We start from the raw sequence: 21,172 nt of genomic DNA, 5'->3' as shown, positions 1-21,172 counted from the left end.
GGCCCCGTGCCGGCGAAGGTGCGCGAGCGGAACAGGTTTTCCGCACGCGCACCTTCCTCTTTCCAAGTCCGTAAGGCCTTCACGGGAGGCAGGTTCCGCCTCCGCGCGCCGACTGGCCAAACGGCTCCACCCAATGCACAATCAGGCATGGCTGCAAACATGAATACCATCCAGGGGCTATCACAGGGCCAGGAAACACTGCGTTACCTGCGGCTCATGCTGCTGGTCGTCCCGTTGCTCCTTGTGGTTGCCATCCTTGTCTACGGGCTGACGACCGGGCGGGTCGAGGACTCGATCAGCTCCTACTACCTCGGGCCCGCCAGGGACCTCTTCGTCGCGATGCTGGTGACCATCGGAGTCTTGCTGGTCGTCTACAAGGGCCCGCCGCTGGAGAATTACGCGCTCAACCTCGCCGGCTTTTACGCGGTGTTCGTGGCCCTCGTGCCCACCCGACTGGACGAAACCCTCGCCGGGCTCGCGCCCGCCGATCGCGAGGCGCTGGTTCGCTCCATTCAGGTCGCCGTCATTGCGGTGGTTGTCGTTGCGGCGGTCTTCATGTGGCTCGACTGGAAGACCATGACCTGGGCACCGGCGATTCTGCTGCAAAGCGGGTGGACGCGGGCCCTGACAATGGCGAGCTCGGTCCTGCTGGCGGGATTCCTGGCGCTGCTGGCGTGGCGGACGTGGGAGGGCAAGGAGTTCGTGGGCGTCCACCTTGCTGCAACGCTGCTGCTGATCGGCAGCATGGCCATCGCGATCGCCAGTCACCTGGGCAGCGACCGACTGGGAAGCACCGACACCAGTGGCGGGCGCGGGCGCCACTATGGCGGGCTGCTGGTCCTCATGGTTCTCGGTGTCGTCGCGTGGCCGGTGCTCTCGGCCGTCGGGATCAGGCAGGCGGCCTTTCTGGTCGAATGGTATGAGATCGCGTTGTTTGCCTACTTCTGGTATCTCGAATCACGGAGGATGTGGACTCCGGACGCCGAGTAGCTCAGAGGCCGATGGCGGCAGCCGGAGCAGCGCTTCCCGCGCAGCCGGATAGCCGATCGCCGCGAAATCCCCGCCGGGGGACGAGCGCGGTTCGGTTCAGAACCGCCCGGCGACGACCTGGGAAAGCTGGATCCAGGCGCGCTCGCGGTTCTCGCGCAGCTGCTCCTCCTGCAGCGGCGAGGTGCGCCAGAGCGTGGCGGCCATGCGGTGCCGCGGCGCGGCATGTGCAGCGGTTCGCGCCGCCCGCCTGCGGGCCAGGTGCCTGCCCTTGGCAGGATTGTCGAAGAGTGGTCGGGCAGTGAATGTATCGGTTGAGATGCTCATGCGTCCATCCTGAAACCGCCGGCGCCGATCGGCCACCATTCGGGTATTTCCGAATCCTTACCCCGGGACGTCCGCGAGCCTAGACTGATTGACATGCAGATCAGCCTGTCGGCCGAGGACCTGACCCGGGTGCGATTCACCATCTCGCCCCTGTGGGAAACGGTCACCAGCGTGCGTGCCCTCCAGCTGGGCACCCGGATGCACCGACCCTGGATCAGCGATGCCACCAGACGCATTCTTGCCTCGCGCGATCCGCAGAAACAGGACCATCTGCGGTTGCTGACCACGTTGATCCGCCCCACCGGCTACATCGCCGATTCCCTCACCCCCACTCCCCTGCGGCAGGACACCTTCGAGGCGGGCCTCGCCGCGGTTGGCGCCGTTCCTCCGGAGTTGTGGGTCCGCGACCTCGACTACCTGTTCGCAACCGGGTTGGAAGAAAACCGCATGAAAACGGTGCGGGCAATCCGTGACGATCCGCTATCCGAAATCGCGCGCATCGTTGCGGCCCTGCGCTGGTACTGGGAAACCGCCGTTGAGCCGTTCTGGCCGCGACTGCGCGCCATGCTGCTGGCGGACCTCGACTACAGGCTGGCCCTGCTGGCCGAGCACGGAATCCACCAGGTCTTCAACACCTTGCACCCCAATGTGCGCCTGACGCCCGACGGCATCGAGGTCACCGCCAACTGCGACGGCAGCCACCACGCCTCCCCGGGCAACGGGCTGATCCTGGTTCCCAGCGCATTCGTCTGGCCGCGCACCCTGGTGCTGGACGTCGATCCGTTTGTCCCCACGCTGACCTACGCCCCGCGCGGCGTCGGCCGGCTCTGGGAAAACACCCGCGAGGTCAAGGACTCCCCGGTGGCACAGCTGCTCGGGCACACCCGGGCACAGATCCTGGCCCAGCTCGACCTGCCCATGACCACCACCCAGCTGGCCTGCGTCCTGGACCTGGCCGCGGGAACCGTCAACGGGCACCTGAAAGTGATGGCCGCCTCCGGTCTAACCGACACCATCCGTGCGGGCCGCGAGGTCTTCTACCGGCGCGCCGACCTGGGCGAGGACCTGCTCGCCCGCGCGTAGCCCCGCCGCAACGCCCTCACTGTCCCCGCGGCTGGGTAGGGTCGGGTCATGATCGATTTCAACAACGCCTCCGTGTTCAAGCTCAGCCCCTGCAACCCCGAGGACGTCGCGGGGGAGGTGACTCCCCTCTTTGTCCAGGGCGAGGAGCTGCTGGCCGCCTTCAAGGGCGTGCGCGACTACGTGGTTTTCACCAACAAGCGGCTCGTCGCGGTGAACATCCAGGGCCTCACGGGCAAGAAGCGCGACTACACGTCGCTGCCGTATTCCAAGGTCCAGTCGTTCTCCGTGGAAACCGCCGGAACCTTCGATCTCGACGCCGAGCTGGATTTGTGGTTCAGCGGCCTGGGCAAGGTCCGCCTGGAGTTCAAGGGAAAGGTGGACGTGCGCGCCCTCTCGCAGCTCGTCGCCTCCCACGTCCTCTAAGCCAACAACAGCCGGAAAGGCCTCGGGGCCACCCTTTTGGGGGCGGCCCCGAGGCCTTTCCGGCTAAGCTGGCGCCCGGTGGCGCCCGGCGTCATCGCCCGGCAGGCTCCTTCAGCTCCGCCTCGACGGTCGGGCCGGCGTTGAACGACGCGACGAGCATGCGCTCCTGGGCGACCTTGGCTCCGTGCATGGCACGCAGCTCGGCGTGCTTCGGCTTGCTGCGCAGGATCGCGTAGCCGATCCCCAGTCCCACAAACCAGATCGGGGTGAAGAGCAACGCGGAGAAGGTGTCGGCCTGCGTGGTCAATGCCCAGAGGATGAAGCCGAAGAAGGCCAGCACCACGTAGGGCATGAACGTTCCGCCGGGCATCTTGAACTTGCTGGCCGCGTGCAGTTGCGGGCGGCGCTTGCGGTAGACCAGGTAGCTGATCAGGATGATCGACCAGACGAACATGAAGCACAGGGCCGAGATGGTCGTGACCAGGGTGAACGCCTCGGCCACGCCGCCCTCTGCGTAAAGCAGCGCCACGCCGGCGAGCAGGAACATGCAGGAGAACAGCAGCGCGTTGCGTGGGACCTTGGTGCGGGAGAGCTTCGCGAAACCCTTGGGGGCGTCGCCTTCCTCGGCCAGCCCGTGCATCATGCGGGAGGTCGAGTAGATCCCTGAATTCGCGCTGGAGGTCGCGGAGGTGAGCACCACGAAGTTGATCACGCCTGCCGCACCGGCCAGGCCGGCCATGGCGAACATGCCCACGAAGGGGGATTCCGCGGCGCTGAACAGCTTCCACGGCTGCACCGCCATGAGGATGACCAGGGCACCGACGTAGAAGAAGAGGATGCGGACCGGGATGGAGTTGATCGCCTTGGGCAGGGTCTTCTCCGGGTCCTTGGTCTCGGCGGCGGTGGTGCCCACCAGCTCGATGCCGACGAATGCGAACACGGCGATCTGGAAGCCGGCGACGAAGCCCATGAAGCCGGTCGGGAACATCCCGCCGTCGCTCCAGAGGTTCGCGAAGGAGGCGGTGGCGCCGTTGTTTTCGAATCCGGTGATGATCATGACCAGGCCGACGACGATCAGTGCGCCGATGGCGACGATCTTGACCAGGGCGAACCAGAACTCGGTTTCGCCGAAGTTCTTAACGCTCGGCAAGTTGAGCGCCACGAGCAGCAGGATGCAGGCCACGGCGGGGATCCACAGCGGCAGGTCCTTCCACCAGAACGCCACATAGTGGGAGATCGCCACGACGTCGGCGATGCCGGTGACCACCCAGCAGAACCAGTAGGTCCAGCCGGTGAAGAATGCGGCCCACGGGCCCAGGATGTCCCCGGCGAAGTCGGAGAAGTTCTTTTAGTTGGTGTTGCTCAGCAGCAATTCGCCCATCGCGCGCATCACGAAGAAAAGCATGAAGCCGATGATCATGTACACGAAGATGACAGACGGCCCGGCCACCGCAATGGTCTTTCCGGAGCCCATGAACAGGCCGGTGCCGATGGCCCCGCCGATCGCGATCAGTTGGATGTGGCGGTTGGAGAGCCCACGTTCGAGGTGGGGCGCGGAACTGTTCTTGCTCATGCTGTTGCCTTCCAGATTGGTGCCGGTGCTTCGGTGGCGTGCCATTGACGACTCCCTAACGGATGTCGCCGACGGTGGCGAGGCCCTGGAGTGGGGCCTTCACGGTGTTCTCCGAGGCAACCATTCCCAAGCCGGCGCACTTACAGGAGGGCCATTCGGCGCGGCGCACGGCAAGCCGGTGATTCCGCTGCGCGGATTCACGGGACAGGCCGGCGGGCGCGCCGAAGGGCGACCGGGCAGTGGCGTGGGTGGTTGGCGTCATGGAGGAACTCCCGAATCGAGCGCGGCACAGGCCGCACTGTTCTTGGATCCTCCCCAATCTGTTGACGTACCTGAGAGTTTCCATCCCGGCCCGCAAGGGGTCGGGACTTGCTCCTTCGGTGAGCACGAACGTAACCGTGCTTCTTTCCAGATTCGCCTCTTCGTGGCGGTACGGGTGCCTGAGAGTTTCCTGGGGAGGAATTGCTCCTACGGCGCCCGTCCATGGTGTGAACGGGACTCTCCCGCCACGCGTCAACGGCGATGTTTGTGATTGCAGTCATAACTTACGTCGCACGCGCGTGTGGTGCAACTCACAAGACTTTTGTGTCGCGGCGTCCCGAAAAAATGTCGCGCACCCCTAAAAGGGGCACGCCCGGCGGTCGGGTGGCATCCGCGGGGCGCCAGTGGCGGCCGATCAGCTGTTGGAGTACAAAACCTGCAGCGCCGCATGCAGGCCGTTGCGGCGCCCCACCGGGCCTGGCTTCGCCTGGCGCAATGGCTCGGCTTCGTCCAGCGCGTCCCAGAATCCCTCGGTGGGCATGGATGGCGGCGGGACAATGAACCAGCAGTGGGCCAGCGGATCAGCGGGGCCGGGGATCCCCGCATCGGACAGGCACGCGGCGATCTGCCTGGAGTTCTCGCCGGATTCCGCTTGAATCGCCGGCCCCGCCTCGCGCGGAAGGCGGTAGACGGCGTCGGGCACGCCGAGTTCCAGGATGCCGGCGACGGCGAGGAATCCGAAGCCGCTGCGGGGCACCTCGACGGCACCGGGTGGCGGATCGGCCACGGGAACCGATTCCCAGTCAACGCCGTTCATGCTTCCTCCTCGATCGCATGGCCGGCACTCGCGCCGGCCCGCGCGGCCAGCCTAACCGACGCGAGACGGCCGCGATAGGCCAAGGGCGCGGACCGGCGCCGTTTAACGCAGCGGACGACCGTGCCGGGTCACAGCGGCTGGCGCCGCACCAGGCGCGTTCCGGTCTTGACCAGCATCAGGACCAGCAACAGGATTCCCACGTAACCGTTGACCACGTAGACGATGTTGACCATTTGGGAAAAGGGCAAGACGAGGCCGATCACGGTGCCGATGACGGCCAGGGCGATGGTCAGGTACTTGAAGCGCGGCGTCTTGTCGGCGAAGAAACGCGAGGAGACTGTCCACAGCAGTGGCACCGCTGTCGTGTAGATGCCCGCAAGGATCATCACGGAGATCCCTGCGGCAAGCACCGGACTTACGTCGCTGGCCAGCACCAGCATCGGGATCTCGGTCCCGCCAACCTCGGCGATGTTGGCGAGGAGGCCGAGCCCGACGACGATGCAGGCAACCGAGAAGGCGATCGATCCCGCCAGCGCCCCGGAGGACGCTTCCCTGCGGCTGCGGGCGGTCTTGCCGAGCGCGGTCAGGAAGGCAGCGAGCCACAGCATGCAGAAACCGACGTAGGACAGGCCCGCCATGAACCAGTTCGTGGAGGCCTGCGTCAGCTCCATCCCGGCCAGCAGGGCATTGCCCTCGGCGACCCCGCCCGGGTTGCGGAGGATCCCCAACAGCCCCAGTGCGATCGCGACCACGACGATCAGCGGGCCGATCTTGCCGATGACATCGACCAGCGACTTGAGCCCGAACCAGACGCTGATGCCGACGACCACCGCCAGTCCGATGCCGCCGGCGTAGCGCGAGAGCCCATAGTGCTCCTCGAAGACGGCGCCGGCTCCGGCGACCATCACCGTGAAGCTCAGGAAGACGAACAGGATGGAGAAGAAGTCGAAGAACGTCCCCAGGTGCTTGCCGCAGTAGTAGTGGAAGATCATCGAGGGCCGCTCGAATTTCTTCGCCTGTCCGACCACGAAGAATTCGACGGCCACATACGTCATGAGCACCAGGACCAACAGCCCGGTGCCAAAGACCCCCCAGTAACCGTAGGACGTGAAGTACTGCAGGATCTCCTGGCCGGTGGCGAAGCCGGAACCGATGAGAAACGCGATGATTGCACCGGCGTAGGTGAGGACGCGCAGGACGCTCACCTTCTCGACGGTGTCCAGGTGCGCCCTGGTGAATGCCTTTTGCGCCATGCCTTGTGCGTCTCCCGAAAGTTACCGACGCCGGTGAACGCACGTCAACTCCTGATATATCAATACCCAACGAACGATATGTTTGATATGTGATGCAGTCAACACTTTTAGGAAAGATGACGCGGGTCACGATGCCTCGGCGGAACCTTTCAGCAGCCGGGAGCACCGCGGACCACGGCAATTTTCAAATCCTCACGTAGGCGGCCCCCGCGAACTGAGCGCTGGCCAGGTGGGCGACCGCGGCCGGCACCGGGCGCACGCCCGGGGCGAGCACGTCCGCGGCCACCCCGGCCGCACGCATGCTGTTTTGGCAGGCGGAGACCTCGATGTCCCCCTCGGACGCCAGCTGGGCAATATCCGCGTCCAAGCTCGGGCCGGCGGCCAGCTGGGCCACGCAGGGGCCCTGGACGACGACCTCGATGGCCGCATCCGGCAATTCGGCGCGGGCATTGCGGGCGATCCGGGTGGCGGCGGCAAGATCCGGGAAATCCCCGGTTCCGGGTCCGGCGAAGTGCAGCAGCAGTCTTTGGGTCACGGGCGGACTCCTTCGTGGTTGGTGGTGCCCCAGCCTAGCGAATGCCGGGCCGCAGGCGGGGGGCTACCAGGCGTCGCGCGGGCTCAGCCGGGCCGCCGCCATGGATGCACCCAGGATGATGGTGCGCATGAAGCGCTCGGCCGCCTCGATGAGCAGGCGTTCCCCGTCGTCCACGGCCTCCTGCAGCGTCATCGGGATCGGGACGATGGAGGCGATTGCGTCGATCCCGATGTCGTGGACGTCGCGGCAGCCCTTGCCCAGCGTCCCGGCCAGCGCCACCACGGGCACCCCGTGCAGCGCCGCGCGGCGGGCGACCTCGGCGGGGACCTTGCCCCGGGGCGTCTGGAAGTCGATGGCCCCCTCGGCGGTGATCACCAGGTCCGCGCCGCGCAGCAGCCCGTCCAGGTCGATGCCGGCCAGGCCGGAGTCCAGGATCGCCTCGAAGCGCGGCATCAGCACCGCACCGAGGGAGGCAAGCCCGGCGCCCAGCCCGCCGGAAGCGCCGGATCCCGGGGCGTTCGCGAAGTCGGTGTCCCGGGCGGAGTCCAGGGCATCGCGGCGCAGCACCGCCGCCCAGTGCTCGAATCCGGCGGACATGGCCTCGACCTGCTCGGGGGTGGCGCCCTTCTGCGGGCCGAAGACTCGGGCCACCCCGCGCTTTCCGGTGAGCACGTTGTGCTGGTTCAGGGCCAGGGTGATTTCCACGGTGCCCGCGGCAATGGCCGGGTGCAGCCCGGCCAAATCCAGCCGGTCGATGCGCGACAGGTGGTTGCCGCCGGCCGGGACCTCGCGCCCGGCGGCGTCAAGGATCCGCACGCCGAGTCCCTGCAGCGCGCCCATGCCGCCGTCGGAGGTTCCGGAGTCGCCGCAGCCGACGAGCACCTTCTGCGCGCCGGCATCGATCGCCGCGGCGATGAGTTCGCCGACGCCGCGGCTGGTGGTCACCCCGGGGTCGCGCTGCTCGCGCGGGACCAGGCGCAGCCCGGCTGCCGCGGCCATCTCGACCACGGCGGTGCCGGCGGCCTCGCCCCCGAGCATCGCGTAGTGGGAATCGACGGGTTCCCCGACGGGGCCGGTGACCCGGGCCGGGACCAGCCTGCCGCCGGTGGCGCAGGCGAGGGTCTCGGCGGTGCCTTCCCCTCCGTCGGCGATCGGGACGGCCTTGACCACCGCGCCGGGCAGGGCGCGGCGGACACCGGCGCCGATGGCCTGGGCGACGGCGGCGGCATCGAGGGATTCCTTGAATCCGGAGGGGGCAACGAGGATGCGGCGGGGCAGGGCGTTGGACATGGTGGTTCCTTAACTATTGGGGAAGGTATGGGGGTGTGTGGCTAGAGGAAGAGCGGCAGGCCCATGGCCGGCCAGATCCAGAGGGCGAAGACCAGCACCAGGGCGACCATGACCGGGCCCAGCACTGCGCTGAGCCGCAGCAGGTCCGCGGGCTCGTAGGTCTCCACGCCCTCGATGTCGGAGAACAGGTTGACGGGCTTCGCGCTGCTGGTCAGCGTGTGGCAGAAGCCGGCCGCGGCGGTGGAGGCGAACGCGATCGCGACCGCGTTGACCCCCAGGCCCGGGGCCAGGGAGACGACCAGCGGGATCAGCACCGCGGAGCGGGCCGAGCGCGACTGGATGACCAGGTGGGCAGCTGCGGACATGGACACCACCAGCACCGTGAACACCCACGGTGCTGCGGCGCCCAGCGAGTCGACCGGGGCCAGCACGCTGCGCGCCAGCCAGGCCGCCGCCCCGGTGCCGACCAGCGCGGTGCCCAGGGTCAGCGTGGCGGCCATGAAGATGAGCATCGACCAGGGCACTGCCTTCAGCGCCTTGGCCAGGGGCACGGAGCCGAAGCCCGGGCTTGCAACCAGCAGCGAGCCGAGCAGGGCAACGATGGCGGGGTGCAGGTGGTGCAGCGGCTCGGTGCACCAGAGGACCACAACGCCGGAGACCAGCAGGGCCGAACGGGACTGGGCGACCGTCAGCGGCCCGGACAGCGGAACCGGCGAGTGTTCCTGCAGCTGCCCGATGCCCACGGCCAGCGGCAGCCGCCGGTCCCCGGGGCGGGTGAAGAGCCGGAGCACCAGCTCGGCACACAGGTGCGAGGAGACGAAGGCCAGCGGCAGCCCGTAGAGCAGCCAGCCGGCGAAGGAGAAGCCCGCATAGCCGGAAGCGGTGAGGATCTGGCTGGTGATCAGGTGTGCCCCGGCGCCCAGGTAGGAGGCGACCGCGGAGAGCAGGATGACCGAGGGGAACACCAGGGAGAGGGCCAGCACCACCCGGCGGCGCTCGTGCAGGGCGCGGGCCAGGGCGATGAACACCGGGATGGCCAGGGCCGCCCGGCCGGAGGTGGAGGGCACCGCGAACGCGGTGGCGACCAGCACCCCGGTCGTGAGGTGGACCAGCTGCCGGGGGCTTCGGGCACCGGCAACGATGTAGGCGGCCGCCCGCGTGGCCAGACCGGTGGCGGTGATGCCCGCGGCAATCACGAACGCCGCCAGCAGCAGCCAGATGGTGTCCTCGCCGAGCGAGGCGAAAAGCACGTCCTCGGGTAGCACTCCCATCAGCACCAGCACCAGTGCGGCACCGAGCGCGACGTAGGTGTCACCTACCGGGGAAAAGATCCACAGCCAGATCGCGACGGCGAAGACCGCCAGCGTCAGCGCGCCGTGGGCCGGCAGCGCGTTTCCGGCCCCGGTGGCCGGGCCGAAGGCGCTGACGGCGCACCAAGTCAGGAACACGGCCAGCAGCGCGGCGGTGAGCAGGCCAGAGATCCGGTGGCAGTTCCAGCGCATGGGCCGGGGGCGGGCCGCGGGGGCCGACTCCGGTGCGGCCGGGGCTGCCGTTGCATGGCGGAACCGGCTCGGGGCGGCGGTGCCGGCCCGGGTCTCGGCGGTGTCGGTGGACTTCATGATTCCTCCCCCAGCGTGGTGGCGATCCGGTCGGCGAACGCGTCGTCGGCGCCGCGGGCGGGCGCCAGGGCGTCGAGGGGCACGGTGAGCCCGAAGCGGGTCTGGGCCCCGTCCCCGGATTCGACCCAGGCGATGCCCCGGTGGGCCTCGGCAACGGCCTTGACCACGGCCAGGCCAAGGCCCATGCCGGGGTCCGAGCCCTCGGTGCTGCGGTAGCTTTCAAGCAACGCGCGGGCCCGCTCGGGGTCCAGCGGCGGGCCCGGGTTGGCGACCCAGAAGCTGGCGGCGCCGTCGGCGACCGAGGATCCGATGCCGATGGTGTCCCCCGGGGAAGTGTGCGCCACGGCGTTGTCAACGAGCTGGCGCACCGCATCGGCGATGCGGGCGGCATCCAGCCACGCCTCGGCCCGGCCCGTCTCCTCGATCCGGAAGTGCCTCCCGGGGTGGGTGCCGGGCTTGGACGCCTCGGCGGCAACGTCAGCGGTCACCTCTGAGACCGGGACACGGGCGGGCTTCACGAAGCCCGGATTCCCGCTTTGGGCCAGCACGTCGAGGTCTGCGAGCGTTTGTCCCATCCGGGCGATCAGCTGCTGGGCGCCGCAGGCGATGCGGGCGCGCTCGGCCCCCGGCATATCCCCGTCGACCAGGTCGCGCAGTGCCGCGGCAAGCAGGCGCTGGGGTTCGTTGAGGTGTTCGCGGGCCTCGGCGATGAAGTGGCGCTGCGCCAGGTGCGAGCCCTCGATGCGGTCGAGCATGGCGTTGAGCGTCTCGGCCAGACGGGCCAGGTCGTCCCTGCCCTGAACCGGGATACGCGCGGAGAGGTCGTGGGCGGTGATTGACTCGGCGGTTTCACGCACGGTGCGGATTGGCCGCATGATCTGCCGGGCGACCAGCCAGGCGATCCCGGCGGTCAGCGCCAGCCCGCCCACCGCGACGCCGAAGAGCAGCACTGCCTGCCGGTTTGCCTCTTCCTGCGCTGCCCCGGTGAACTGGGCGACAAGAAGGTGCGCCCGGCGTTCCGGCGCGATGGTGGCCGGTTCGCCGGCGGCAACGGCCTCGGCCTTGCCCCAGCGCACCGTCCCGTGGGCACTTTCGTAGACCCCGGCGGTCTGCGCATCGCGCAGGATCCGGTCCACCAGGGCGGCGTCGCCGGCCAGGATGTCGCCGGAGCCATCGGCCAGGCCCTGCGCGGCCAGCACCCTGCCGCCGGCCACCCCGACGATCGCCTCGCCGGCCAGCGGCTGCTGCCGGGCAAGATAGCGCTCCATCAGCGCTTCCATCGAGGTGAAGGGCCGCGCGGTGCGCGGGTCCAGTCCCTCGGCGGCGAAAGTGCGGAATTCCTCGATTTCCTGCACGACTCCCACGTTGGCGGCCTCGGCAACCTGTCCCGACATGACCGAGCGCATGGTCACGGTGACCGCGAGCAGTGCCAGGGCGGTGGTCAGCACGATCCAGCCAACGATCCTCCAGCGCGCCGACACGGCCGAACCCTGCCGCTCCAGGTTCTCAGTCATCGCCATGTTCGTGCCCCCTGGACTGGGCCGGAGCGCTCGAGGTCGGCGGGGATGCCAGCTCGACGACGATGGGATGCTGATGCGGCAGCGGAGGGTTGGCGGTGTTGGCCAGCGCTTGGCTGGCGGTCGCCAGTCCGGCCGGAACGGCCAGGACGACGAGCAGGAGAAGAATGCGGCGGATCATGCTCCCAACATTAGAAATGCCTTGTGAGAGCAGGATGATGTAGCTGTGAGAGGCAAATGAGAGCGGTGCGGGGTCCCACCGGGGCGCTCCGGCTGGCGTGCCGGTGGGACCCCTCCGTCGCGGAAGCGGCGTCCATTCACAGGCAACGCACAGTGCGGGGTTGGCATCGATTCGGCCGGCCCGGCCGTTGAACCGGGTAGAGAACCCGGCCAACCGACCCCTGGAGCCTATTGCCAGCCATGTCCCCCGCAACGACCACGACAACCGACACGCTACCGAATCCGCGGCATGCCGATGCCCACGCGAACGAACAGTCGCGCCCCCGGACCGTGGTGTTGCTGGGTATCGACGGGGCGGGCAAGACCACGGTCGGGACAACGCTCGCGGCCGAGCTCCAGGCATCCGGGACGCAGGCGCAACTAGTGCGCAACCCGGCCGGACGCCGCTGGATGTCACGCGCGGCCGGACGCTTCGGAACCGCACTGACGCCGGCGTGGGCAAATCGCCTGGAATCGGTCGTGCGCCTCGCCAACGTCCTGGCCTCCCACGCCCGGGCCTCGGGATTTGCCGGCACCACCGTCATGGATCGCCACGTGGCGTGCCAGCTGGTGCTGCGCTCGGTCCGCGGACTGCCCCAGGGGGTCCTGCTGCCGTGGCTGCTCTCCCGACTGCCGGAACCGGATGCGGTCATCCTGATTGATGTCCCCGCCGAGGTCGCCCACGCCAGGATCCTTGCGCGCGGGGAGGACAGCGAAACCCTTTCCTATTTGCGGTCGGCGCGCGAGGCTTATCTGGAGATTGCGTTGGCCAGGGGCTGGCATATCATCGACGGCACCGGCACGCCGCGGCAGGTGGCCGCCAAAACGCGGCGGGCCGCGACAGGCAACGACTGAGACCGCTTCACCGGCCGCACCCCGGCATGGACGGGCCCTAGCGGCCCCGGGTGGCATTGCTTCCCTCAGAACATGCACGAATGGCATGGCGCCCGCCAGCCTGTTTGCCCATCAACAAATGGCAGGTTCTTGCCGTCCCTCGAATATCGCCGGCTTCTTCGGCGTCTTCCACCCGCGCCCGTGGCATTTTTCGTTTAACGGCCCCGATTGGTGTGCGCGATGCCACAAATTTAGATTTCGCGAAGAAACGCAAATCTTTCCATCAATACCCTCTAGCTGGCTCTGGAAAAGTGCGGAAATGTAGTTCCTACGCAGAAAGAACGCCGGAACAACCTACCGGGATCACGAAGACGATCCAGGCCCGGCAACCGGCAATCCAGCAAGGAGAAGGCAATGACCGAGCAAAGCTCAACCGAGAACCGCATCGCAGCAATCGAAGAGGATTGGGCAAGCAACCCGCGATGGTCCGGCACCACTCGTGATTACTCGGCAGCCGACGTCGTCAAGCTCCAGGGCTCCGTGCAGGAAGAGCACACTCTGGCCAAGCGCGGCTCGCAGAAGCTCTGGAAGCAGCTCACCGAGGAAGCGCCGTCCGGCGGATACACCAACGCATTGGGCGCCCTGACCGGCAACCAGGCAGTGCAGCAGGTCAAGGCCGGCCTCCGCGCCATCTACCTTTCCGGCTGGCAGGTCGCCGCAGACGCCAACCTCTCCGGCCAGACCTACCCGGACCAGTCCCTCTACCCGGCCAACTCGGTTCCGCAGGTGGTGCGCCGCATCAACAACGCACTGCTTCGCGCCGACCAGATCGAGCACGCAGAGGGCATCAAGTCCGTCGAGGATTGGCTCGTCCCGATCGTGGCCGACGCGGAAGCCGGTTTCGGCGGCCCGCTGAACGCCTACGAATTGATGAAGTCGATGATTTCCTCCGGCGCCTCCGGCGTCCACTGGGAAGACCAGCTCGCTTCGGAAAAGAAGTGCGGCCACCTCGGCGGCAAGGTCCTCATTCCGACCCAGCAGCACGTTCGCACCCTGAACGCCGCCCGCCTGGCAGCCGACGTCGCCGGCACCCCGTCGGTCGTCATCGCCCGCACCGACGCCGAGGCAGCCACCCTGATCACCTCGGACGTCGATGACCGCGACAAGCCGTTCATCACCGGCGAGCGCACCGCCGAAGGCTTCTACAAGGTCACCAACGGCATCGAACCGTGCATCGCCCGGGCCAAGGCCTACGCACCGTACTCCGACCTCATCTGGATGGAGACCGGGACCCCGGACCTGGAACTGGCCCGCAAGTTCGCCGAGGCGGTCAAGGCCGACTTCCCGGACCAGATGCTCTCCTACAACTGCTCCCCTTCCTTCAACTGGAAGAAGCACCTGGACGATGCAACGATCGCCAAGTTCCAGCGCGAACTCGGCGCCATGGGCTTCACCTTCCAGTTCATCACCCTCGCCGGCTTCCACGCCCTGAACCACTCGATGTTCAACCTCGCCCACGGCTACGCCCGTGACGGCATGAGCGCCTACGTCGAACTCCAGGAAGCGGAATTCGCCTCCGAGGCACGCGGCTACACAGCCACCAAGCACCAGCGCGAAGTCGGCACCGGCTACTTCGACGACATCGCCACCGTGCTGAACCCGAACGCCTCGACCCTGGCCCTGGCCGGATCCACCGAAGCCGGACAGTTCCACTAGATATCCCCGGGCGGTTTCCCGCCCTCGGCACCGGTGGGGCCGACCAACCACGGTCGGCCCCACCGGGCCACACCCCGCCTTGGCCCACCGGCATCAAGGCACACTTCCCACCCACACACTTTTGATTCAAGAAGGAGTCACAGCCATGAACGATCCAATCACCCTGAACGGTATTACTTTGGTCGCTGCCCCAGTCCGCCGGCAGGAAGAGATCCTCACGCCCCAGGCGCTGGACTTCTTGGCGCAGCTCCACAAGGCCTTCGACGGACGCCGTGCGGAACTCATGCAGACCCGCCAGCTCAACCGCGCGCGGATCGCCAACGGCTCGGACCCGAAGTTCCGCCCGGAGACCAAGTCCATCCGCGACGACGCGTCCTGGAAGGTTGCACCCATCGCCCCCGGGCTGGAGGACCGCCGCGTGGAAATCACCGGCCCCACCGACCGCAAGATGGCCATCAACGCCCTGAACTCCGGCGCCAAGGTCTGGCTGGCCGACCTCGAGGACTCCTCCACGCCCACCTGGTCCAACGTCATCAACGGTCAGCTGAACCTGCGCGCGGTGCTGGACCGCGCCATCGATTTCACCTCTCCCGAGGGCAAGGAATACAAGCTGTCCGGTGAGAAGCTCACCGACCTGCCCACCATCGTGGTCCGCCCGCGCGGTTGGCACCTGCCGGAGAAGAACCTCCTGGTTGCCGGCAAGCCGGTCTCCGGTGCGTTGGTCGACTTCGGACTGCACTTCTTCCACAACGCCCAGCGCCTGATCTCCCAGGGCCGCGGACCGTACTTCTACCTGCCGAAAATCGAAAACCACCTGGAGGCGCGCCTCTGGAACGACGTCTTCGTCCTGGCGCAGGACCTGGTGGGCATCCCGCAGGGCACCATCCGCGCCACGGTGCTCATCGAGACCATTACCGCTGCCTTCGAAATGGAGGAGATCCTCTACGAGCTGCGCGATCACGCCTCCGGGCTGAACGCCGGCCGCTGGGACTACATCTTCTCCATCATCAAGAACTTCCGCTCCCGCGGCCCGCGCTTCGTGCTCCCGGATCGCGGCATGGTGACCATGACGGCCCCGTTCATGCGCTCCTACACCGAGCAGCTGGTCCGTGCCTGCCACCGACGCGGCGCCATGGCCATCGGCGGCATGGCTGCCTTCATCCCCAACCGCAAGGACGAGGCAATCAACGCGGTGGCCTTCGAGAAGGTCCGCGCCGACAAGACCCGTGAGGCCAACGACGGCTTCGACGGCTCGTGGGTGGCACACCCGGACCTGGTTCCGGTGGCCCGCGAGGTCTTCGACTCGGTCCTGGGCCGCAACCCCAACCAGCGTGAGCGGACCCGCGAGGACGTCATCCCCGACGACAAGGAGCTGCTGAACATCGCCGGCACCGAGGGCAAGATCACCGAGGACGGCATCCGCAACAACATCGAGGTAGGCATCCGCTACATGGAAGCCTGGCTGCGCGGCAACGGCGCCGTGGCCATACACAACCTCATGGAGGATGCCGCGACCGCCGAGATCTCGCGTTCGCAAATCTGGCAGTGGATCCAACAGGCAGCCATTACCGACACCGGTGAACTGGTTTCCCGCTCCTGGGTCGAGTCGATGACCGAGGAGGAATTCGAGAAGCTCTCCCGCTTCGAGGGTGACCGCTTCGAGGATGCCCGCGAGATCTTCGAGGCATGCGCCCTGCGTGAGGATTTCCCGACCTTCCTCACCGTCCAGGCGTACAACCGCTACCTGCGCGAGGCCAAGTCACTGGAAAAGGCCGCAGCGTAACTGATCTTCGGTGGCGGGGTCGAGGGGCCAGCGCAATGACGCGACCACCCCTTGGATCCCGCCACCAGGAATCAACCACATGGATTTCGACCTTCCCCAAGTCAACGGAGAAGGCCACCGAATAATTGATCTTCGGTGACGGGGTCGAGGGGCCAGCGCAATGACGCGACCACCCCTTGGATCCCGCCACCAAGAATCAACCTCACAGACTTCGATCGTCCCCACCGGCAGAGCTGTCTCAGGCGGGGACGATCGTTATTTAATGTCGCGGCCATCCAAAAGTGGTTCATCCCTCCCCCTGTTGTCGGCAATGGCACCGCTGCCGACGTCGCCAAATGCCGAATTCGGCTCGTTCGACGAACGATAATGGGAGATGGGTCCGCCTCGGGGCCGGACGCAGTAGAACCCCCAAAAGGAGCCAGGTGAGCCAGCCACACGATCCGCCAACGAAACTCTTCACACGGGATTTCCTGCTCGCCGCCGTCGCCAACCTCTTTATTTCCATGGTCTTCTACCTGTTGATGACCTCCATGGCGCTGTATGCGGTGGACAGGTTCCAGGCCTCCGACAGCGCCGCGGGGCTGGCCTCGGGCGCCTTCGTCATCGGTTCGGTCGTTGCCCGGCTCTTTGCCGGAAAAATGCTGCAGGTCATGGGACGAAAACGGCTTGCCGTCCTCGCCCTCGGCCTCTTTGCCCTGTCTTCAGTCTTCTACCTCCTCAGCAGCACGTTGTTGCTTCTGCTCATCGTGCGCCTGGTCCATGGCATGGCTTTCGGCATGGCCAACACCGCCATTGCCACCGCCGTCCAGTCGCTCATTCCCCAAGCGCGGCGCAGCGAGGGAACCGGCTACTTCGGGTTGTCCACCACGCTGTCCACCGCTGTTGGACCGTTCCTGGCGGTACTGCTTGCCGGCAGCGGCAACTACACCTCCGTCTTCGTGTTCTGCACCATCTTCTCGGCTTCGGCGTTGCTCTTCACGCTGCTGGTCCGCATGCCCGAACCGCAGCGCCCCACCCACCTCTCCACGGCACATGCCCGGCGCGGCAGCTTCATCCGTTCCATCATCAGCCCGGCGGCACTTCCCATCTCCTTGGTCATCCTGGTCTGCGGCATCGCCTATTCGGGCATCATTTCGTTCCTGGCCCCGTTCCTGATCTCGAAGTCCATGACGGAGGCGGCCAGCTGGTTCTTCATGGTCTACGCCGTCACCGTGCTTTTATCCCGGCTCTTTGCCGGACGCATCCAGGACCGCCGCGGCGACAACGCCATCATGTACCCCCTGCTGGTGGTGTTTGCCCTGGGCATGGCTGCGCTTGCATTCGACCCGAGCAGCCTGACCGTGGCTTCCGCCGCGGCCTTGACTGGTTTCGGCTTCGGCGCCTTGATGCCCTGCGCCCAGGCCATCGCCGTGTCCTCGGTGCCACCGGCCGAACTGGGGGTGGCAACCTCAACGTTCTTCCTGATGCTTGATGTCGGGATCGGCTTCGGGCCCGTGGCGCTGGGCCTGCTCATCCCGCACCTGGGATACACCGGCATGTTCGGAAGCCTCGCCGTACTTGCGGTGCTCGGCATCGTCCTCTACTTCCAGGTGCATGGGCGCCACGCCCGCGGGAATCGTCCAGGGGCAATCTAGCGCGGGATCCCGAAGATCCGGCCCGGGCTGTCGCGCACGAAGGCGACGACCGTCCAGGCCACCAGGGCCACAGCGGCGAGCCACAGCACCGGAAGGCCCACCTGGAGGTAGAGGAAGGCGCCGACCAAGGAGCCGAGCGTGATCATCGCCCAGAGCGCGCCGTACGGCAGCCAGGCCCACTTGGGGCCGCCGGCCAGGGCCGCGGCGAGGTGCTGCCCCATCTTCACCAGGGCGCCGGTCATGTAGGTCAACCCGACGCTGACCTCGCCGCGGCGCGTGTATGTCGCGTTGATCGCCCCCATGGACATGGCCATCAGCACGGCGGTCCATGCCCCGCCGGCCGATCCCAGCGTGGTGAGGGCCGAGGCCAGCAGGAACGCCGAGGACACCGAGAGCACCGCCCCGCGCCGGTGCACCGAGGGGACCTGGCTGGCCAGGCTCGCCGCGACGACTCCCAGCACGAAACCGAGCACCAGGCCCATGGCCAACCCCCACTGCAGCAGGTTTCCCTCCGCCAGTCCTGCGCTCGAGCGGGTCGAGTTGCCGCTCATGAAAGAGACAAAGTACCCGCCGAAGTGGATGAACGCCACGCCGTCCACGAACCCGGCGATTGCCGTCAATCCACTGGCATAGGCAATCCCCCGCCATCCCAATGAGCGTGCCACGTAGCTTCTCCCCCATCCGCGCCCGGGCGAAGCGGCGCTCCGCCCGGGGCACCGTCTCGATTGCCGGTGCCGGATGCCCCTGGAAATCGGCACCCGGTTCCGTTCCCAGTCTAGTGAGCAGGCCAAACGGCGCACTTACCGCCCGCGCGGGCGCGGTCCCCGGTTCGCCGGCAGTGGCTGCGGGCCACGCACCGTCGGCAGGTGATACGTGCCACGGGATCATGGCCGAATCATTCCCGCGACTTACCATTGAATGACCCCCTTCCTACCAAAGGTTTGTTTTCGTGCCCCAATTTGCCCAGGCGCTTGCCCGCGGACTCAACGTCCGCCACGTCCGGTTCATGGCCCTCGGTTCGGCCATCGGTACCGGCCTGTTCTACGGTTCCGCATCGGCCATCCAGGCCGCGGGACCGGCGGTCCTGCTGGCCTACATGATCGGCGGCGCTGCCGTTTTCATGGTGATGCGCGCGCTGGGTGAGATGGCGGTTCGCCACCCGGTCTCCGGTTCATTCGGCCAGTACGCTTCCAAGTACCTCGGCCCCTTCGCCGGGTTCATCACCGGCTGGACGTTCGCCTTCGAGATGGCGATCGTGGCGATTGCGGACGTCACCGCATTCGGCATCTACATGGGCTTCTGGTTCCCGGACGTCCCCCGCTGGATCTGGATCCTGGCCGTGGTCTTCTTCATCGCCGCGCTGAACCTGATGGAGGTCAAGGTCTTTGGCGAGACCGAGTTCTGGCTTTCCCTGATCAAGGTCTCGGCGATCATCGCGATGATCGCCGGCGGTGTGCTGATCGTGCTTTTCGGCTTCGGGCTTCCCGCCGAGGCGAACCCCGGCATCGGCACCATGCTTGCAGCAGGAGGGTTTTTCCCCAACGGTTTCTGGGGCCTGTTGGCTTCCTTCTCGATCGTGATGTTTGCCTTTGGCGGCATCGAGACCATTGGCATCACCGCCGGCGAGGCAGAGAACCCCAAGTCAGTGGTGCCCAAGGCGATCAACACCGTGCCGGTGCGCATCCTGCTCTTCTACGTCTGCACCCTGGGCATCCTGATGATGATCTACCCGTGGAACCAGGTCGGTTCCGAGGGCAGCCCCTTCGTGCAGATCTTCGACAACCTGGGCATTCCCGCGGCGGCACACATCCTCAATGCGGTGGTCATCACCGCAGCCATCTCGGCGATCAACTCCGACATCTTTGGTGCCGGGCGCATGATGTTCGGGCTGTCCCAGCAGGGCCACGCCCCCGCCTCGTTCGCCAAGATCTCCCGCAATGGGGTCCCCTGGATGACGGTGCTGACCATGGGCATCGTGCTGCTGGCCGGAGTGGTGCTCAACGCACTGCTGCCCGAGTCGTTGTTCCTGATCATTGCCTCGATCGCCACCTTCGCCACCGTGTGGGTGTGGGTGATGATCCTGCTCTCGCACATCTCCATGAAGCGGACCATTGCGCGCGAGAACCTCCAGGCCTCCGAGTTCCCCTCCCCCTGGTGGCCCGCGGCGTCCTATGCCGCGCTGGCATTCATGGGCTTTGTGATCGTGCTGCTGGGCATCATCCCCGCGACCCGCGTCGCCCTGGTGGTCGGGGTTGTCTGGATCGCGCTCCTGTTTGTCGCCTACAAGGTCTGGGTCCGCGCCAAGGGCCACGAGCGCGCCGAGTTGGTCGACGAAACCGGGCGCGACTACGTTCCCGCCGAAACGCGATAGCCGGGCCAATCCCACCGGCATCCCGATGACAGGACCCCCGGCCGCTTCTGCGGCTCGGGGGTCCTGTCATGTTTCGTCCCATGCCGCCATTGGCATGGAGCACCATATGCAGCCGGCTAGCGATCGGGCTTCGACACCAAGGCCCGCCTGCACGATGCGGGACATAAATCGGCGGAAGAACGCACCCTTGCGCCTGTCGTCCGCAGTCGTCCCGTGGACGATTTCCCTAGCCCTTGGTCCACTGGCCGCGGGTGGCCACATACGATGCCGTTGCGCAGGGATCGGGCGCGTCGTCCACTGCCTTGCACGCGCGCACCCGGAAGCCGTCGGCTCCCGGTTGCCAGCTGTAGATGAGACCGTAGGAGGCGTTGGAGAATCTGGCGCGGTTGCCGTAGCCACAGACGTTTTGGGTAAACCGCGTCCACACGGTGTCGGGCGCGTTGTTGCGGACTGCCTGTGCCTGGTAGTAAACGCAGTGGCCGTCCCTGGCGTCATCCGTTAGATACAGGTTGTAGCCGAAGTGGCGGTTATCGTCTTTTCACACCTTGCCACTGCTCTTGGCCCATGAATTGTCCATCGAGTAGGTTTCGTATGCCTGGGCCGGGGTGGCCAAGGTCAGTGACGCCAGAACAAGTGCTGCGGCGGCCGCGAATCCGCGGAATATGTGTTTTATGGTGTTCCTCAACTTTTCGACATTGAAGGGTTTCGGATGGGTTCTGACGCGAGCGAGACTACCAGCGGGCATCATCCCAGCGGTAGGTCTAACTCGTAGATTTATTTAATCCGTTCGCCCACAAATCCGCCGTCAAGCCATTCCCCAAGGCCGGCAGAACCCGTCGTTTCCGGACGGTAGTGGCCGTCCCCCGCCGCAAGGGATCACATCGGTTCCCGCGTTACGCGGGGAATACGCACCCCGGGCTCGCTGTTGCC

Annotated in this window: 18 protein-coding genes, 1 pseudogene and 1 riboswitch; of the genes and pseudogenes, 8 read left to right on the top strand and 11 right to left on the bottom strand. The window is 66.8% G+C overall.

The window, feature by feature from the left end; translation table 11 throughout:
- Positions 1-159: 159 nt before the first annotated feature.
- Positions 160-990: a hypothetical protein gene (locus AC6CHY_RS10640; RefSeq protein WP_217388793.1), complete on the top strand. Its 831-nt coding sequence runs from the start codon at positions 160-162 to the stop codon at positions 988-990.
- Between the two features lie 96 nt (positions 991-1,086).
- On the opposite strand, the gene AC6CHY_RS10635 is transcribed toward AC6CHY_RS10640, so the two are convergent.
- On the bottom strand, positions 1,087-1,314 hold the full coding sequence (locus AC6CHY_RS10635) for a hypothetical protein (protein ID WP_498226687.1): 228 nt from the start codon (positions 1,312-1,314) through the stop codon (positions 1,087-1,089).
- Positions 1,315-1,407: 93 nt separating this feature from the next.
- Between AC6CHY_RS10635 and AC6CHY_RS10630 the strand changes: the two genes are divergently transcribed.
- Positions 1,408-2,397 carry an ArsR/SmtB family transcription factor gene (locus tag AC6CHY_RS10630; protein ID WP_498226686.1) on the top strand — a complete coding sequence of 330 codons (990 nt, stop codon included), beginning with the start codon at positions 1,408-1,410 and terminating at the stop codon, positions 2,395-2,397.
- Positions 2,398-2,445: 48 nt separating this feature from the next.
- Positions 2,446-2,820: a PH domain-containing protein gene (locus tag AC6CHY_RS10625; RefSeq protein ID WP_217388796.1), complete on the top strand. Its 375-nt coding sequence runs from the start codon at positions 2,446-2,448 to the stop codon at positions 2,818-2,820.
- Between the two features lie 91 nt (positions 2,821-2,911).
- Here AC6CHY_RS10625 and cycA read toward each other — a convergent pair.
- From cycA to AC6CHY_RS10580, 9 genes and pseudogenes are all read right to left on the bottom strand, one after another.
- Positions 2,912-4,393, bottom strand: a pseudogene (gene cycA / locus AC6CHY_RS10620) (D-serine/D-alanine/glycine transporter).
- A 55-nt stretch (positions 4,394-4,448) separates the two neighbouring features.
- Positions 4,449-4,655 carry a hypothetical protein gene (locus AC6CHY_RS10615; RefSeq protein ID WP_217388797.1) on the bottom strand — a complete coding sequence of 69 codons (207 nt, stop codon included), beginning with the start codon at positions 4,653-4,655 and terminating at the stop codon, positions 4,449-4,451.
- Between the two features lie 156 nt (positions 4,656-4,811).
- A riboswitch (glycine riboswitch) is annotated at positions 4,812-4,909 on the bottom strand.
- 160 nt (positions 4,910-5,069) lie between these two features.
- Positions 5,070-5,471: a DUF5956 family protein gene (locus tag AC6CHY_RS10610; protein WP_498226685.1), complete on the bottom strand. Its 402-nt coding sequence runs from the start codon at positions 5,469-5,471 to the stop codon at positions 5,070-5,072.
- A gap of 128 nt (positions 5,472-5,599) precedes the next feature.
- Positions 5,600-6,724, bottom strand: a complete 1,125-nt coding sequence (locus AC6CHY_RS10605; RefSeq protein ID WP_498226684.1) for a YkvI family membrane protein — start codon at positions 6,722-6,724, stop codon at positions 5,600-5,602.
- Positions 6,725-6,908: 184 nt separating this feature from the next.
- Positions 6,909-7,259: a DsrE family protein gene (locus AC6CHY_RS10600; protein ID WP_498226683.1), complete on the bottom strand. Its 351-nt coding sequence runs from the start codon at positions 7,257-7,259 to the stop codon at positions 6,909-6,911.
- Positions 7,260-7,322: 63 nt separating this feature from the next.
- Positions 7,323-8,549, bottom strand: a complete 1,227-nt coding sequence (locus AC6CHY_RS10595) for a glycerate kinase family protein (protein WP_498226682.1) — start codon at positions 8,547-8,549, stop codon at positions 7,323-7,325.
- Positions 8,550-8,590: 41 nt separating this feature from the next.
- Positions 8,591-10,168 (bottom strand): SLC13 family permease, encoded by a 1,578-nt coding sequence (locus AC6CHY_RS10590; protein WP_498226681.1) that lies wholly within the window; start codon positions 10,166-10,168, stop codon positions 8,591-8,593.
- Entirely contained in the window at positions 10,165-11,682 is a 1,518-nt protein-coding gene (locus AC6CHY_RS10585) for a sensor histidine kinase (protein ID WP_264269879.1), read from the bottom strand. Before AC6CHY_RS10585 ends, AC6CHY_RS10590 begins: the two co-directional genes overlap by 4 nt.
- A complete protein-coding gene (locus AC6CHY_RS10580; RefSeq protein ID WP_264269878.1) occupies positions 11,675-11,866 on the bottom strand; it encodes a hypothetical protein in 192 nt (63 codons plus the stop codon). Before AC6CHY_RS10580 ends, AC6CHY_RS10585 begins: the two co-directional genes overlap by 8 nt.
- 239 nt (positions 11,867-12,105) lie before the next feature.
- On the opposite strand from AC6CHY_RS10580, the gene AC6CHY_RS10575 reads away from it, so the two are divergent.
- From AC6CHY_RS10575 to AC6CHY_RS10560, 4 genes are all read left to right on the top strand, one after another.
- A complete protein-coding gene (locus tag AC6CHY_RS10575) occupies positions 12,106-12,759 on the top strand; it encodes a dTMP kinase (protein ID WP_498226680.1) in 654 nt (217 codons plus the stop codon).
- Between the two features lie 393 nt (positions 12,760-13,152).
- Positions 13,153-14,454: an isocitrate lyase gene (aceA, locus tag AC6CHY_RS10570; protein WP_498226679.1), complete on the top strand. Its 1,302-nt coding sequence runs from the start codon at positions 13,153-13,155 to the stop codon at positions 14,452-14,454.
- A gap of 145 nt (positions 14,455-14,599) precedes the next feature.
- Positions 14,600-16,237: a malate synthase A gene (gene aceB / locus AC6CHY_RS10565; RefSeq protein ID WP_217388805.1), complete on the top strand. Its 1,638-nt coding sequence runs from the start codon at positions 14,600-14,602 to the stop codon at positions 16,235-16,237.
- Positions 16,238-16,659: 422 nt separating this feature from the next.
- Positions 16,660-17,871 (top strand): MFS transporter, encoded by a 1,212-nt coding sequence (locus tag AC6CHY_RS10560; RefSeq protein WP_498226678.1) that lies wholly within the window; start codon positions 16,660-16,662, stop codon positions 17,869-17,871.
- Here the strand turns inward: AC6CHY_RS10560 and AC6CHY_RS10555 are convergent.
- A complete protein-coding gene (locus AC6CHY_RS10555) occupies positions 17,868-18,536 on the bottom strand; it encodes a YoaK family protein (RefSeq protein ID WP_498226677.1) in 669 nt (222 codons plus the stop codon). The two genes, AC6CHY_RS10560 and AC6CHY_RS10555, sit on opposite strands and share 4 nt — an antisense overlap.
- A 341-nt stretch (positions 18,537-18,877) precedes the next feature.
- Here AC6CHY_RS10555 and AC6CHY_RS10550 point away from each other — a divergent pair, with 341 nt between their 5' ends.
- Positions 18,878-20,242, top strand: coding sequence for an amino acid permease (locus AC6CHY_RS10550; RefSeq protein WP_498226753.1), 1,365 nt, complete (start codon positions 18,878-18,880; stop codon positions 20,240-20,242).
- Positions 20,243-21,172: the final 930 nt, after the last annotated feature.

The organism is Paeniglutamicibacter sp. GQ140 (assembly GCF_059759235.1).
Note: the sequence above shows the minus strand (reverse complement) of the source record. Positions and strands in the feature narration are given on the sequence as shown.